The organism is Amycolatopsis sp. MtRt-6, from assembly GCF_017308975.1.
Taxonomy (GTDB): domain Bacteria; phylum Actinomycetota; class Actinomycetes; order Mycobacteriales; family Pseudonocardiaceae; genus Amycolatopsis.
Genome location: NZ_JADWPD010000008.1, coordinates 289,711 through 303,147, shown reverse-complemented (window position 1 = coordinate 303,147; position 13,437 = coordinate 289,711). Strand labels below are relative to the sequence as shown.

General features: G+C 72.8%; 16 protein-coding genes. 4 read left to right on the top strand and 12 right to left on the bottom strand.

All coding sequences use genetic code 11. From position 1 onward, the window contains the following. Positions 1-594 (top strand): ISAs1 family transposase (locus I4Q55_RS16960; RefSeq protein ID WP_206788848.1); only part of this gene is annotated, 594 nt, incomplete at its 5' end. Positions 595-717: 123 nt separating this feature from the next. On the opposite strand, the gene I4Q55_RS16955 is transcribed toward I4Q55_RS16960, so the two are convergent. The 8 genes from I4Q55_RS16955 to I4Q55_RS16920 form a co-directional block, all read right to left on the bottom strand. Next, on the bottom strand, positions 718-1,056 hold the full coding sequence (locus I4Q55_RS16955) for a hypothetical protein (RefSeq protein ID WP_206788847.1): 339 nt from the start codon (positions 1,054-1,056) through the stop codon (positions 718-720). After that, positions 1,053-1,853: a DUF692 domain-containing protein gene (locus I4Q55_RS16950; RefSeq protein WP_206788845.1), complete on the bottom strand. Its 801-nt coding sequence runs from the start codon at positions 1,851-1,853 to the stop codon at positions 1,053-1,055. The genes I4Q55_RS16955 and I4Q55_RS16950 overlap by 4 nt, the downstream gene beginning before the upstream one ends. Then, positions 1,846-2,751 carry a TIGR04222 domain-containing membrane protein gene (locus tag I4Q55_RS16945; protein ID WP_206788844.1) on the bottom strand — a complete coding sequence of 302 codons (906 nt, stop codon included), beginning with the start codon at positions 2,749-2,751 and terminating at the stop codon, positions 1,846-1,848. The genes I4Q55_RS16950 and I4Q55_RS16945 overlap by 8 nt, the downstream gene beginning before the upstream one ends. Positions 2,752-2,817: 66 nt before the next feature. Continuing rightward, on the bottom strand, positions 2,818-3,741 hold the full coding sequence (locus tag I4Q55_RS16940; RefSeq protein WP_206788843.1) for a TIGR04222 domain-containing membrane protein: 924 nt from the start codon (positions 3,739-3,741) through the stop codon (positions 2,818-2,820). A gap of 74 nt (positions 3,742-3,815) precedes the next feature. Next, positions 3,816-4,238, bottom strand: a complete 423-nt coding sequence (gene msrB / locus I4Q55_RS16935; RefSeq protein ID WP_206788842.1) for a peptide-methionine (R)-S-oxide reductase MsrB — start codon at positions 4,236-4,238, stop codon at positions 3,816-3,818. Positions 4,239-4,257: 19 nt separating this feature from the next. Next, positions 4,258-4,563 (bottom strand): hypothetical protein, encoded by a 306-nt coding sequence (locus tag I4Q55_RS16930; RefSeq protein WP_206788841.1) that lies wholly within the window; start codon positions 4,561-4,563, stop codon positions 4,258-4,260. A 53-nt stretch (positions 4,564-4,616) separates the two neighbouring features. Then, entirely contained in the window at positions 4,617-6,239 is a 1,623-nt protein-coding gene (locus tag I4Q55_RS16925) for a serine/threonine-protein kinase (RefSeq protein ID WP_242546090.1), read from the bottom strand. Positions 6,240-6,405: 166 nt separating this feature from the next. Next, positions 6,406-7,068: a TVP38/TMEM64 family protein gene (locus I4Q55_RS16920; protein WP_206788840.1), complete on the bottom strand. Its 663-nt coding sequence runs from the start codon at positions 7,066-7,068 to the stop codon at positions 6,406-6,408. A gap of 67 nt (positions 7,069-7,135) precedes the next feature. Here I4Q55_RS16920 and I4Q55_RS16915 point away from each other — a divergent pair, with 67 nt between their 5' ends. Beyond that, the gene (locus tag I4Q55_RS16915; RefSeq protein WP_206788839.1) at positions 7,136-8,152 is read left to right on the top strand and encodes a DNA polymerase domain-containing protein; all 1,017 of its coding nucleotides are present in this window, start codon (positions 7,136-7,138) and stop codon (positions 8,150-8,152) included. Positions 8,153-8,155: 3 nt separating this feature from the next. Here I4Q55_RS16915 and I4Q55_RS16910 read toward each other — a convergent pair whose 3' ends face one another. Then, positions 8,156-8,779 (bottom strand): hypothetical protein, encoded by a 624-nt coding sequence (locus I4Q55_RS16910; protein WP_206788837.1) that lies wholly within the window; start codon positions 8,777-8,779, stop codon positions 8,156-8,158. A gap of 339 nt (positions 8,780-9,118) precedes the next feature. Here I4Q55_RS16910 and I4Q55_RS16905 point away from each other — a divergent pair, with 339 nt between their 5' ends. Together I4Q55_RS16905 and I4Q55_RS16900 are read left to right on the top strand one after the other, a co-directional pair. After that, positions 9,119-9,511 carry a DUF6221 family protein gene (locus tag I4Q55_RS16905; protein ID WP_013224525.1) on the top strand — a complete coding sequence of 131 codons (393 nt, stop codon included), beginning with the start codon at positions 9,119-9,121 and terminating at the stop codon, positions 9,509-9,511. 48 nt (positions 9,512-9,559) lie between these two features. Beyond that, positions 9,560-10,543, top strand: coding sequence for an LLM class flavin-dependent oxidoreductase (locus I4Q55_RS16900; RefSeq protein ID WP_206788836.1), 984 nt, complete (start codon positions 9,560-9,562; stop codon positions 10,541-10,543). A 67-nt stretch (positions 10,544-10,610) separates the two neighbouring features. On the opposite strand, the gene I4Q55_RS16895 is transcribed toward I4Q55_RS16900, so the two are convergent. The 3 genes from I4Q55_RS16895 to I4Q55_RS16885 are packed head-to-tail and all read right to left on the bottom strand — an operon-like array spanning position 10,611 to position 13,430. Continuing rightward, complete coding sequence (locus I4Q55_RS16895) at positions 10,611-11,117, bottom strand: AAA family ATPase (RefSeq protein ID WP_206788835.1); 507 nt, start codon at positions 11,115-11,117, stop codon at positions 10,611-10,613. Continuing rightward, a complete protein-coding gene (locus I4Q55_RS16890) occupies positions 11,114-11,770 on the bottom strand; it encodes a maleylpyruvate isomerase N-terminal domain-containing protein (RefSeq protein WP_206788834.1) in 657 nt (218 codons plus the stop codon). The genes I4Q55_RS16895 and I4Q55_RS16890 overlap by 4 nt, the downstream gene beginning before the upstream one ends. A 19-nt stretch (positions 11,771-11,789) precedes the next feature. Further along, on the bottom strand, positions 11,790-13,430 hold the full coding sequence (locus I4Q55_RS16885) for a CdaR family transcriptional regulator (protein WP_206788833.1): 1,641 nt from the start codon (positions 13,428-13,430) through the stop codon (positions 11,790-11,792). Positions 13,431-13,437 lie beyond the last annotated feature (7 nt).

Below are 13,437 nucleotides of genomic sequence, written 5' to 3'. Positions count from 1 at the left end.
GCGACTGGATCACCACCACCGCAGACGTCCCACCGGCAATTTGCCGTGGACGGCAAATCCCTGCGCGGCACCTTCGCCCGCACCGGCGGAGCCGGTGTCCATCTGCTGTCCGCACTGACTCACCACAACGGGATCGTGCTGGCCCAGCAACAGGTCACCACCGGGACCAGCGAGACCGCCTGGATTCAGCCCCTGCTGGAGACCATCGACCTGGCCGGGACCGTGGTCACCGCCGACGCCCTGCACACCACCCGCAGCCTCGCCCGCTACCTGGATCAGCACGGCGCGGACTATGTGTTCACCGTCAAAGCAAATCAGCACCGGCTCCACACCCGACTGCAGACACTGCCCTGGCCACAAGGGACCCACCACACCAGCACCGGCATCGGGCACGGACGACTCGAACAACGCACCACCTACCGCGAAGACGCCTCCCGCATCCGCACCGGCACCGCACCCCGCGCCATGGCCACCCTCCGCAACCTCGCCATCAGCGCCCTACGCACCACAGGCCACACCAACACCGCCGCAGGACTACGCCACATGGCCCGAGACGCCACCCGACCACTCACCCTCTACGGAATCACCCCATGACCAGCACAAACGACTTTGCCGGAACCCTGCCCCTGGGGGCCGGGCCCGGTTCCAGTCTACCGGCGGAGACCGACGAAAACCCTGGTCAGCCGCTGGTTGTCCACAGCCCGGCGACATTGTGGATCAGCGACGCCGGAGGCGGTCCACCAGCCGGCGCTTCGGCTTCGGCAGGTGGCCGCTCTCGATCAGCCACGTCACGAACTCGTCCGCGTACGCCCCCGACCGCTCGGCCGCCTTCTTCGGGCGGCCGGCGGTGAACTCCGCGAACAGCGGCCCGAACCGCTCGCCCAGCTCCTCCGCCAGCTCCGGCCGCTGGTGAGCCAGCACCCGCCCGTGCTTCCGCCGCAGCACGTTCGCCTCCACCCGCAACCGGGCCGGGTCGAAACCCGCCGGCGCCGGGCCGTCGGCCAGCAACGCGTGCAGCAGCTCCGCCTGGCGGCGGGCCAGCTCTTCCCGGCTCATCCCGCCACCGCCGTCCGCAGCGCCGACAGCTCCGCCGCCAGCTCGTCGTCCGTCGGGTAGTCGTCGTCGCGTTCCAGCAGCACCCCCGGCGGGTCCGTGCGGCGGCGCAGCTCCGTCAACAACGCCAGCACCTCCGGCAGGACCGGGTGCGCGTGCGTGTCGTGGTAGACGCCGTCGCGCTCGATGCCGCCCGCCATGTGCACGTACGCCAGCCGCTCCCAGGGGATGCCGTCCAGGAACGCCGCCGGGTCGGTGCCGATGTTGCGGGCGTTGGCGTACAGGTTCGCGACGTCGATGATCAGCAGGCAGTCCGTCCGCTCGGTCAGCTCGGTGAGGAACTGCTCCTCGGTCAGCTCGGCGTCCGGCCAGTCGAGCACCGCGGCGATGTTCTCCAGCGCCAGCGGCGCGTCCACAATGGACTGGGCGAGCCGGACGTTGGCCACCAGCACGTCCAGTGCCTCGCGCGTGCGGGGGAGCGGCATCAGGTGCCCCGAGTCGAGACCGCCCGCGCGCACGAAGCACACGTGGTCGCTGACCAGCGGCGCGTCCAGGGCCCGCGCCACCTCCGCGAGGTGCTGGACGCGGCCGGTGTCCAGCGGCTCGGCGCCGCCGAGGGACAGCGAGACGGCGTGCGGCAGCACCGGCAGCCCCCGCCTGCGCAGCGCCACGAGCGTCTCCGGCAGGTGGTCGGCGTGCAGGTTCTCGGCGACGACCTCGACCCAGTCGACGCCCGGCAGCCGCGCGATGGACAGATCGAGCTCGTGCCGCCAGCCGATCCCGATCCCCAGCTCACCCACCGCAACCCCCGCCACCGCCGCACGACGAACCACCCGACGACCCGCTGCCGCACGACGACCCGCTGCTGCAGGAAGACCCGGAAGCGCCGGACGAGCCGCCGCCGGACGACGTCATCGGCGGGGCCAGCGCCGCGCTCAGCTCCTCGTCCGGGTACATCGCCCAGCCGCCCAGCGCGACCGCGGCCGCGGCCCCGCCGAGCAGCACGCCGCCCGCGAGCATGCCGGCCGGCACCGGCCCGCTCGCCGCGGCGCGGACCTGGCCGAGCACGCGGTACCCCGCGGCCGACGGCTGGCGGGCCCCCGTCTTCGCCCGGCGGACCGCCGCCACGACCGCCAGCACCGCCGCGACCAGGACCAGGAACACCAGGATCCCGACCGGGCGGCCGAGTGCGATGCCGTTGACCAGCCGGACCACGCCGAACGCCAGCACGCCCAGCTGCAGGAGCAGCCCGAACGTCCGCGCCTGCCGCTTCGCCGCGGCCGACACCAGCAGCCCGCGCCGGTCGAGGCCCTCCTCCAGGGCTCGCATCGCCGCCGACCGGCGGCCGATCGCCCGCAGCGTCGCCGTCGTCTTCAGCCGGGCCGCCTCGAAGACCGCCCGCTCCAGCGGCTCGGCCGGCCGCGTCCCGGCCTGGCTGACCTGCTGGTAGCTGTTGACGCGCAGCTGCCCCCGCTCGACCAGGGCCGCGATCGCCGCGTCGACGGCCCGGTCGGGGCCGCCGGCGAGGAAGGCGAGCTGGTAGACGGTCGGCGGCGGACCGGGCGACGCGGCGCCCACCCGCATCGCCCGGCGGGTCACGACGCCGGACACGATGACCCTGACCAGCAGGGCCGCGCCGAGCAGCGCGATGTAGAGGACCACGAAATCCGGTCCGGAGATGCCCCACGGGTCGGCCATCGCCCGTCTCCCCTCAGTGTGTCGCGGCTACCGTAGCTGTGAGACGCGCGCGTTCGCGTCGGCGTTTCAACCGCCGCAGCCCCCGCCGCCACCTCCGCCACCGCCGCCGCAGCTGCTCCCGCCACCGCCGCCGCAGCTGCTCCCGCCACCGCCGCCGCAGCTTGCGCCGCCCCCGCTGCCGCCGTAGTAGCCGACGGCCGTGCCGCCGCCCGCGCCTACCCGGCGGGCGCGCGGCCGGTGGACCACCCGCCGCGCGGTACGGCTGATCGCCAGCCGGACGTCCTTGTCGGGGTGGCTGCCGAAGCCGCCGGCCGCGACGGCGCCCGCCGGGCCGGCCGTCAGCACACCGGCGCGCTCGGCGTCGGCCGCCGCGGCCCGACCGGCGGCGGTGGCCCTGACCTCCGGGGTGCGCCGGGCGCGGATCGTCACGAAGACGGCGGCGGCCGTGCCGAGCGCCAGCAGGCCCAGCAGGTAGCCGATCGGGTGCCCGGTGGAGCTGCCGGCGATCAGCCGGACCATCCCGAAAACGATCAGCGCCCAGTACGCGACGGCGGTGCCCACCCAGGTCAGGCGGACTTTCCGGGTGTCGACGAGCAGGCCGCGCGCGATCAGCCCGTCCTCCAGGGCGGTCATCGCCGGGTGGTGCCGCACCTCGCGGCGCACCAGGTCGACGGCGGTCCCGGTCTTGCCGATCCGGACGAGCGCGGCCCGGCCCAGGTCGTCCGGCGCCGAGCCCCGGACGCGGTGCACCCGGCCGGTGCCGTCCAGCCGGATGATCTGGCGCTCCAGCAGCCGGGCGACGACGAACTCGCCGGCCCGCACGCGACCGCCGGTGAGCAGCGCGAGCTCCTCGGCCTTCTCCGGCACGCCCCCGCCCCGGCCGCGCCGCAGGGCGCCGAGCCGCAGCGCGGCGGCCAGCGCCGGCAGCACCAGCAACCCCAGGTAGAGCCCCGCGAACACCGGTCCGGGAATACCCCAGGTATCGGTCATGAGTCCGCCCTCCCTCGTCCGTGTGCGGAGACTACGTTCGAGGAAGGGCGGTGGGTTGCTCCCTTAAGGAGGATTTAGGACTCTGGTACCAGTTTCAGCGAGATCGAGTTGATGCAGTACCGCTGGTCGGTCGGGGTGGGGTAGCCCTCGCCCTCGAAGACGTGCCCGAGGTGGCTGTGGCAGGAGCCGCAGAGCACCTCGATCCGCTTCATGCCCATGGTGCGGTCTTCGCGCAGCAGCACGGCGTCGGAGTCGGCCGGGTCGTAGAACGACGGCCAGCCGCAGTGGCTGTCGAACTTCGTGTCGCTGCGGAACAGCTCGGCACCGCAGGCGCGGCACTCGTAGACGCCGGTGGTCTTCGTGTCGGTGTACTCACCGGTGAACGGCCGTTCGGTCCCCGCCTGGCGGAGCACGGCGTATTCGTCGGGGCTGAGCTGCGCCCGCCATTCCTGCTCGGACTTCACGACGCGCGGGGTCGCGCCGACAACGGGTTTCATACCTTTCACCCGTTCCACGTTACGCCGCGAGCCAGGCGAGGGCGTGCACCACGATGTCCCATGCGGTCACGATCACGCCGAGCACGATGAGGACCACGATCAGGGCCGAAACCCAGTAGCGCAGCCCGCCGAGCCGGTTGCTGGAGTCGGCGAAGTCGGCGACGCCGTCAAGGGCGGCTTCGATGGTGAAGTTGGGGCCGCACCGCTCGATGCGGTCGAGGTGCTCGGCGAACGCGCGCGCCTCCGGATCGTACGGGTCCAGGCCGACCAGGTCCTCGTGGAAGCGAGGATTCTGGCCCGGCAGCGAAGCTCCGTCATCGGCCATGCCACCACGGTAAGCCATCCGGGCCGCTCAGCCCACCGGACGCGCGTTACGTCTCAGAGTCCGGTGTTCGGGTTCGCGTCGAGTTTCGTGTTGCTGTCGATCAGCAGCTGCCCGCCGACCAGCACGATGTGGTACGGCCGGCGGACGCCGTTGATTTCCATCGAGAGGTTCAGCGAACCATCGGCTCCGCTGCCTCCGTCCGCCTGGGCTTTCCGATAGCCCTTGATGTTGCCTGCCTGCTCGGCCCAGTAGGCCTGGTAGGCCTGCTGTGAGCCGTAGACCGCCTGAGCGGCGGGCGTGAGGAGATTCCAGCCGGCGGCGGGGTTCGGGTAATAGCTGTCGGTGAGCAGCCGGCCCGCGGAACCGTAGTCCGTGATCTTGCCTTCGGAGGGCGTCTGGCCGAGCTTGGCGGAGGAAGCCGGCGCGTCGTCGCTCGGACCGGTGGTCTTCGAACTGTGGCCCGTGGTCGGCTGGTTGCTCGGCGACTGGCCGGCCTGGTTGCCGCCGGAACCGCCGTTGCCCGAGTTCAGGACCAGGAACACGATCACCGCGACCACCACGACCGCCGCACCTGCTCCGGCGAACATCGCGTACTTGCGCTTGGTGTCCGGCTTGCTCGTGTTCGACGAGTACTGGGGAGCCCTGGCCGTCGGCGCGGCCGCGGGCATCGGTCTGGGCGGCGTGTTCGGCGGTGCGGCCGGGGACCGCATCGGCATGAACGCCGCCGTCGGGCGCGGCGGGTTCGACGGGGCCTTGTTCGCCGGCTTGTTCGCCGGCACCGGCGTGCCGACCGGCGGGGAGGACGGCGCCTTCTCGGCGGTCCGCTGCCACGGCGGGCGCTCGCCGCCGTCCGCGGGGGCGGCGGGCTTGCGGCCCGCGCCGCCCGAAAGCAGCGGCGGTGACGCCGTCATGCCACCGGGCTCGGTGCGGGCCAGCGCGGCCAGCCGTTCGCGGGCCTCGGCCATGCTCGGCCGCTCGCCCGGCTCGCTGCGCAGCAGGCTCATCAGCAGCGCGGTGGCCGCGCCCGCCTGCACCGGCGGGTTGATCTGGCCGTTCGCCGCCGCGTAGAGCAGCGCGAGCTGGTTGGTCGTGTTGCCGTACGGCGTGGTGCCCTCGATCGCCTGGTAGAGGGTCGCGCCGAGGGCGAAGACGTCGGAGCTGGGCACCGGGTCGGCGCCGCGGGCCAGCTCGGGCGCCAGGTAGGCGGGGGTGCCGCCGATCAGGCCCGTCGCCGTGAGCGTCATGTCGCCGGCCGCGCGGGAGATGCCGAAGTCGGTGATCTTCGCGGTGCCGGTCTCGTCGATGAGGATGTTCCCCGGCTTGACGTCCCGGTGCACGATCCCCGCGCGGTGGGCCGCCACCAGCGCGGACGCGACCTGCTCGCCGATCCGGGCGACCCGCCCGAGCGGGAGCGTGCCCTCCTCGGCGAGGATCGTGGAGAGGCTGGGCCCGTTCAGGTACTCCATCACCAGGCACGGGTCGCCGTTGTGCTCGGCGATGTCGAACACGACGATGGCGTTCGGGTGCTGGAACCGGGCCGCGTTCTTCGCCTCGCGCATCGCGCGCTGGCGCATGTTGTCGCGTTCGGTCTCGGAGACACCCGGCTGCGGGAGGATCTGCTTGATCGCGACGGTGCGTTCGAGGCGCACGTCGGTCGCGCGCCACACGACACCCATGGCACCGCTACCAATGTGCTCGACGAGGCGGTAGTGCCCCGCGATCAGCTGACCGGTGTCGATGGCGACTGCTCCTGACGAAATTCCCGGTGGTGGTGGCCCTGCTCAGCGCGTTACCGCTTCGCGCACCCGATCGAGTGTAGCGGTCGGCCCGGTGCCTTTCCCGTCAGCCAGCCGGTCCGGCGGGCCGCGGTTCGGCCGGTGCCCGCTTCTTGAACACCTTGACCAGCCCGATCGCCCCGGCCAGCGCGAACACGCCGTAGCAGGCGAGCAGCGCGGGCGGCGTGTCGCCGGTCAGGGCGTCGCCGAGGACGACCACGGCGACCGTGCCGGGCACGCTCCCGAGCAGCGTACCGGTGAGGTACGGACCGAGCCGCACCGAGGACACCCCGCAGAGGTAGCTGAAGGGGGCGAACGGCACGACCGGGATCAGCCGCAGCGACGTGATGGCGAGGACGCCGCCGTCGGAGAGGCGGTCGTTGACCGTCTTGACGGCCGAGCGGTGCAGGTGCCGGGTGACCAGGTCGCGGCCGAGCAGCCGGGCGAGCCCGAAGGAGAGGCTCGCCGCGATGGTGGTGGCGACCAGGCCGATCGCGATCCCCGCCGCGGTGCCGACGAGCAGGCCGGCGGCGAGGTTGAACACCGTCCGCGGGATGGGCGCGACGGTGAGCAGCGAGTAGGCGGCGAGCAGCACGAGCGGGGTGGCCGGACCGGTGGCGGTGGCCCAGGCCCGCAGCTCGGCCGGACCGGGGATCGGCAGCAGCACCGCGGCCGCCGCGAAGACGGCGAGCACGGCGAGCGCGACGATCAGCTTGGTGCGGCCGGACACCCGATCGAGCCTACCGGCGGCTTTCTCGCGGACGTCGCGCAGGCGCGCTCACCGCTAGCGTGGTCGCATGCCCAAGCACGGAGACCCGGTGGAGTACGAGGTGGGCGGGCGCACGGTCCGCGTCACGAGCCCGGACAAGGTGTACTTCCCCCAGCGCGGCATCACGAAGCGGCAGGTGGTGGAGCACTACATCACGGCCGGCGGGCCGCTGCTGCGCGCGATCGGCGAGCGCCCGACGACGCTGAAGCGCTACGTCGACGGCGTCGAGGGGGACTGGTTCTACGCCAAGCGCGTGCCGAAGGGCGCGCCGTCGTGGGTTTCGACCGCCGAAATCACGTTCCCTTCGGGCCGTAAAGCCGCCGAGGTGTGCCCGACCGAGCCGGCGGTGTTCGCGTGGGCGGCCAACCTGGGCACGTTCGACTTCCACCCCTGGCCGGTGCGAAGTGCGGACGTCGATCACCCGGACGAGCTCCGCATCGACGTCGACCCGCCGGACCGCGCCGGCTTCGCGGACGCGGTCGAGGTGGCCCAGGTGGTCCGCGCGGTGCTGGCGGACGCGGGCCTGACGGGCTGGCCGAAGACGTCGGGCGGCCGCGGGGTGCACGTGCTGGTCCGGATCCGGCCGGAGTGGGACTTCGTGGCGGTCCGCCACGCGGTGATCGCGCTGGGCCGCGAGGTGGAGCGCCGGATCCCGGACAAGGCGACGATCGCGTGGTGGAAGGAGGAGCGCGGCGGCCGGGTGTTCCTGGACTACAACCAGGCGGCCCGCGACCGCACGGTGGCGTCGGCCTGGTCGGTCCGCGGCACCCCGCGCGCGACGGTGTCGACACCGCTGACGTGGGATCTGCTGGGCGAGGTGGACGCGGACGACTTCGACGTGCTGACGATCCCGGGGTTCCTGGCGAAGTACGGCGACCTGCACGAGCCGATGGACGCAGAACCGTTCGGGCTGGAGACGGCATTGGAGTGGTACGAGCGGGACCTGCGGGACCACGGGCTGGGGGAGCTGCCGTACCCGCCGGATTATCCGAAGATGCCGGGGGAGCCGAAGCGGGTGCAGCCGAGCAAGGCGCGTCCCGAGTGACCCTCACGGCTTGCGGCAGCTGACCGCCGTCACGGTCGCCTTCGGGACGACCTTGCTTGTTTTGGTGCTCATGCTCGTGCGGTCGACGCGGTAGGAGGTGCCGCCCTGGGCGTAGGCGGTTTCGATCAGCTCACCGGACGCGTCCCCCGAGATGCTGTAGGTGATGTCGCACTCCCAGAGCAGGGTGCTCGCGCCGAGGAAACTGAGTTTCGGCTCGACGACCACGTTGCATCCTGCCGAACCGAAACACTGCTTGGACTGGACGGCCAAGTCGACCGAGTAGTCCTTCGCCGTGGGCTCGGGGAGTGCCGGCTCGGTGGTGGTCGGGGCGGCGAAAGCGGGAATCGACGGGCTGGTGGTGGCGGGCGCGGCGGCGTCACGCGGCCGGGCGACACCGTCGGCGGAGATCCATGTTCCGCCGGGCCCGGCGCACGGGGCGTGCTGGGACTTGTCCAGGCACGGACTGGCGGTGACCTTGCCGAACGCGATCGCCAGTACGACGCCGGCCGCCAGTGCGGGCACCACGACGAGTACGCCGAGCGCCCACGGCCATTTCCTGCGCTTCGGCGCCTGCGCGGGCGGTGGGAAGTACGGCACCTGCGGACTGGGTGAGGCCGGAACGGACATGATCACCTCCGTGACTCTGTGCTGGGGACAGACGCGAAGGCAGAGCCTGGTGTTACGGAGCCGCGCTGGATCGGCCTTCATCCGCCCCGAGTTGTAACCATGCCCACAGCCGTGGCGGCCATCACCGAATGGGCGACCACGCTGGGGATTTCCTGCCGCCAAAAGAACCAATCCGAACACGGAGTGATCACGCAAGCGCCCGCTGTCGCCTTTCGGGTCACAAATGTTGCACGGCCGATCTCGATGTCACGATCTTGGTCCGCGACGGCGTAACGTGCGGTCCCGGATCGACGACTCCCCGGGGCCATCGGGGAGCGGGTTCGAGGAAGGAGGCCGTTCGTGGACGACCTGATCGCTTTCCTCGCGGCGCGCGTGGGCGCGCGGCAGGCGTTGATCATGCAGGCCGTCAACAAGGCGAAGGCCGGCGAGGTCATGAACCGCGGCGAGACGAAGGTCGCCGTGGAGCAGAAGATCCGCGGGCTCACCGATCTCGAGCTCGACGTGGTCAACCAGATGATCAACGAGATCGAGGCGACCCGGCGGATCCTGCTCGCCCACCGCACCACCGTCTCGGAGAAGGTGCCCGGGTTTCCGCTCTACGGCAGCGAATACTGGTGTGAGACCTGCCACGTGCCCGCCGACGAGGCCGGCTCCAACTGGTGCCTCACGCTGCGCCTGCTGGCCCTGCCCTACGCCGACCACCCGGAGTACAGCGAGCGCTGGCGGCCCTGACGGGAATCCCGTCCGACGCCGGGCGTTGCACCCGGTGTGAGGTTCTCCGTGCTCGACCGCTCGCCCGTGCGGCGGGACCGCGGGCCCGCGCAGGCGCTGCGGGACACCGTCGCCTTCGCCGCCGGTGCCGAACGGCTGGGCTACCACCGGTTCTGGGTGTCCGAACACCACAGCGTGCCCGGGGTCGCCGGGTCCGCGCCGACCGTGCTGGCCGCCGCCGTCGCGAGCGCGACGTCGCGCATCCGCGTCGGCACCGGGGGCGTGATGCTGCCGAACCACCGGCCGCTGGTCGTGGCCGAGCAGTTCGGCGTCCTGGAAGCGCTTCACCCCGGGCGCATCGACATGGGCCTCGGCCGCTCGGTCGGCTTCACCGGCGGCGTCCGATCGGCGCTGGGGCACGGCAAGGAGGCCGCCGACGACTTCGGCGCGCAGGTGCGCGAACTGCTCGGGTTCTTCACCGGGGAACACGCTTACCCGGGCGTGCACGCCTACCCCGCCGAGGGCCTGCGCGTGCCGCCGTTCCTGCTGGCCACCGGCTCCGGCGCGGACCTCGCCGCGGAACTCGGGCTGCCGCTGGTGATCGCCCCGGTCCGCGGCGAAGCTGCCCTGGCCGAAGCCGTGACGCGCTACCGGGACGGCTTCCGGCCGTCCGCGTGGGCGCGCGAGCCGTACGTGGTGGTGTCGACGGCGATCGCGGTGGCGGACTCGGCGGCGGACGCGCGGCGCCTGCTGGTCTCGGAGGCCTGGGCGACGGTGTACTCGCGCTCCCACGGCGTCTTCCCGCCCCTGGCCCCACCGGGCGAAATCCTCGCGGCCCCGATGACCGACCGCGAGCGCAGGCGGCTCGAGGAGACTTTGGACGGTCAGATCTCCGGGACGCCGGCCGAGGTGACGGACCGGCTCGGGCGGTTGGTCACGCTCACGGGCGCCGGCGAAATCCTCGCCACGACGGCGGCCTATGACCAATCCGCGCGGTTCGATTCCTTCGCCGCGCTGGCCGAACTCGCGGGATTGCGCGTTTCCGTGTCGTGAATTGTCGGCTGATTATCCGGCCATCGTGTCGGTTATTGGATGCCGGGCAGGCTGAACACCGCGTCGATCAATTGCGGAGCCGGTCGGCGATGCCGCGCGCGACCTCAGCCGGTGTCCTGCCGTCAGTGGCCACCACCGTCGCCGCCCGGCGCAGCCATGGCAGGGCCTCGCCGTAGCGGTCGACGTGGTCGAGCCGCCACTGGCGGGCCACGGTGTCGGCCGACTCCTCGATCCGGCGGCGCAGTTCGGCGGGCTCGGCGTCCAGCACGAAGTGCGCGACCGGGACGCCGCGGCCGGCCAGGCCGTCGAAAATCTCCCGCGCGTACGCCTCGACCAGGATGGTCTGCGGGACGACCAGCGTGCCGGCGTGTTCGTGCACCCGCGCCGTGTTCTCGACGACCAGCGGCCGCCACAGCGGCAGGTGCTGGAAGTCGCCTTCGTGCTCGGGGAACGCCGTGCGCAGCAAGTAGCCGACGAACTCCGTGTCGAACGTGCGGGCGCCCAGCAGGCCCGCCAGCTCGGAGGCGGTCGTCGTCTTGCCCGCGCCGAACGTGCCGTTCAGCCAGACGATCACCCGAGCACCAACGGCAGCCGCGCGGCCAGGTCACCCAGTGCGGCCGTCTCCGCCGCCGTCGGCGCACGCCGCCCTGTCGCCACCAGCAGCACGTCCTCGTCCGAGAACGACGCCGGGAACTCCGCCCCCGCGATCTGCTCCACCATCGCCCGCGTCCGGGCCAGGCCCTCCGCCGGCGGCCCGGCCACCGACGGCACGTGCGCCACCAGGTCCAGGTGGTGCAACGTCCACTCCAGTACGTACGCCGACAGGTAGTCGCCCGCCGTCAGGACCATCTCCTGCGTCGACACCCGCATGCCCGGGTCCGCCATGTCCGCCGCCCGGCCCGCCGCCGAGCCCACGTCGTCGAGGTGGAACTTCAGCAGTGCCGGGTCCTCGTACGCCGCCGCCAGGCGGACGATCAGGGCCGACAGCGGGTCGTCGCCCGAAGGGAGCGAGTTCGACACCGCCCAGTACGTGATCGCGTTGTGCGTCACCGCCGTCGAAGCCGGGGTTGCCAGGGTGATCAGCACGTCCTGCGCGTCGATCACCAGGTGGCACACCAGGTCCCGGACCAGCCACCCGCGGCAGCCCGAGGGCCGGGAAAACTCCGAGTCGGGAACCGAAGCGACTGCCAGGCGCAACGCCGCCCACGTGCGCGAGAAGAGATCCACGCGCGCGAAGCTAGCAGGATCACAACCGCAGCTGCAGCTGAGTTAACAGGCGCTGCGCCGGGTCGTCGAAGTCGACTCCGGACACCTCGGCCGCACGCCGGACGCGGTAGCGAACCGTGTTCGGGTGGATGTTGAGCACCCGGGCCGCCGCGCGGACGTCGCCGAACGCGTTCAACCAGGCCAGCACCGCCGGGACCAGGATGCCGCCGTGCTCGGTGTCGTGCTCCACGAGCGAAACCAGCCGCGGGTCGCGGATCCGGGGCTGCGACCCCAGGAACGCCAGCACCTCCGACAGCAGCACCTCGGCGCGGACGTCGGCCAGCGAGGCGACGTCCGCGGCCCAGTGCCCGCGCGTCATCGCCGCCAGGACGCGGTCGGCGTCGCCGCGGGACGCCGCCGCCTCCGACAGGCGCGGGACGACGCCGCCGAGCGCCGCGCGGACCGGGACGTCCAGGTGCCGGCGGGCCGTCGCGGTGATCTCGCGGGCCAGCGCCAGGACCGCCGCGTCGGAGTGCTCGGGCAGGTCCGGCAGCAGCGCGTAGACGCGGCCGCCGATCACGCTCACCAGCGCGCTGCGCCGGTAGGCCGCCGTGTGGACGGCGATCAGGTGCACCAGCTCGGCCCGGCGCAGCTGCCGGTTGTCCGAGCGCACCACCGGCTTTGGGGGGGTCCAGGGGGGCTTGCCCCCCGGCTGGGGTCTGGGGCTCGGCCCCAGAGGGCTCAGGGAGAACGCCAGGACCTGCGCCGGCCGCGCGGGGTCCGCGCCGATGTCGTCGGCGACGGACTCGGCGTCCAGCCGGCCCTCCAGCAGGCTCGCGAGCAGGTCCTCGCGCAGCCGCAGCTCCGGGCTCGGCAGCGTGCGCGCCCGGATCAGCTGCGGCGCGAGGGCGCGGCTCGCGCCGAGCAGCGCCGTCTCGGCCCGCTCGGTGAGCGGCTGGGCACCCTCCTGGACCCAGATCGTGCCGAGCGGCTGCTTGCCCGCGTGGATGCCCGCCGCGATCCGGCGGCGGATGCCCAGCTCGGGTCGCTCGTCGATGCGGACGATCCCCTCGCCGGCGCGCAACCGCTGGTAGACGCCCCATTCGCGGAGCATCGCGAGGTAGCGCTCCGGCCCTTCGCGGCCGAGGATGGACAGCCGCCGCAGCTCGTCGACCTCGTCGCCCGCCCGTGAGTACGCGAGCACGCGGTTGGCCGTGTCCTCGATGCTGACCAGGCCGCCGGTGAGCGTCGCGATCGTCTGGGCCAGTGCGAACAGGTCGCCCAGCACCTCGCCGCTGGCCGCCTCACCGCCCGCGCGGGCGGCCTCGACGACCCCGCGCGCCAGCGCTTCGACCTGCTCCCAGCGCGCCTCCGCGCCGACCGTCAGCAGCGCGACGCCGGCGTCGGCGGCGACGTCGGCGCCCGTCGCGCCCTTGACCGCCACCGCGGCCGCGCCGCCGCGCCCGGCCGCGCGGATGGCCGGGGCCGCCGCCCGGCCGCGGGCGCCGATCACCAGCACCAGGTCGCCGGGGGAGGCCTCCAAAGGGTCCTCCGGGTCGAGGATCACGACGTCGGTGACGCCGACGCCGAGGCCGTGCGGGGCCACGACGACCTCGACGAGCGGCTCGCCCAGCGTCGCGAGCACGTGCCGCAGCGAGGTTGTCTGATCGGCCAAAGCCATGCGATCG

Excerpts from the sequence above, each read along its gene's own strand:
- I4Q55_RS16955 (WP_206788847.1), bottom strand. The coding sequence starts at position 1,056 with ATGAGCCGGGAAGAGCTGGCCCGCCGCCAGGCGGAGCTGCTGCACGCG.
- I4Q55_RS16910 (WP_206788837.1), bottom strand. The coding sequence starts at position 8,779 with ATGTCCGTTCCGGCCTCACCCAGTCCGCAGGTGCCGTACTTCCCACCG.
- I4Q55_RS16885 (WP_206788833.1), bottom strand. The coding sequence starts at position 13,430 with ATGGCTTTGGCCGATCAGACAACCTCGCTGCGGCACGTGCTCGCGACG.
- I4Q55_RS16945 (WP_206788844.1), bottom strand. The coding sequence starts at position 2,751 with ATGGCCGACCCGTGGGGCATCTCCGGACCGGATTTCGTGGTCCTCTAC.
- I4Q55_RS16930 (WP_206788841.1), bottom strand. The coding sequence starts at position 4,563 with ATGGCCGATGACGGAGCTTCGCTGCCGGGCCAGAATCCTCGCTTCCAC.
- msrB (WP_206788842.1), bottom strand. The coding sequence starts at position 4,238 with ATGAAACCCGTTGTCGGCGCGACCCCGCGCGTCGTGAAGTCCGAGCAG.
- I4Q55_RS16940 (WP_206788843.1), bottom strand. The coding sequence starts at position 3,741 with ATGACCGATACCTGGGGTATTCCCGGACCGGTGTTCGCGGGGCTCTAC.
- I4Q55_RS16925 (WP_242546090.1), bottom strand. The coding sequence starts at position 6,239 with ATGGGTGTCGTGTGGCGCGCGACCGACGTGCGCCTCGAACGCACCGTC.
- I4Q55_RS16915 (WP_206788839.1), top strand. The coding sequence starts at position 7,136 with ATGCCCAAGCACGGAGACCCGGTGGAGTACGAGGTGGGCGGGCGCACG.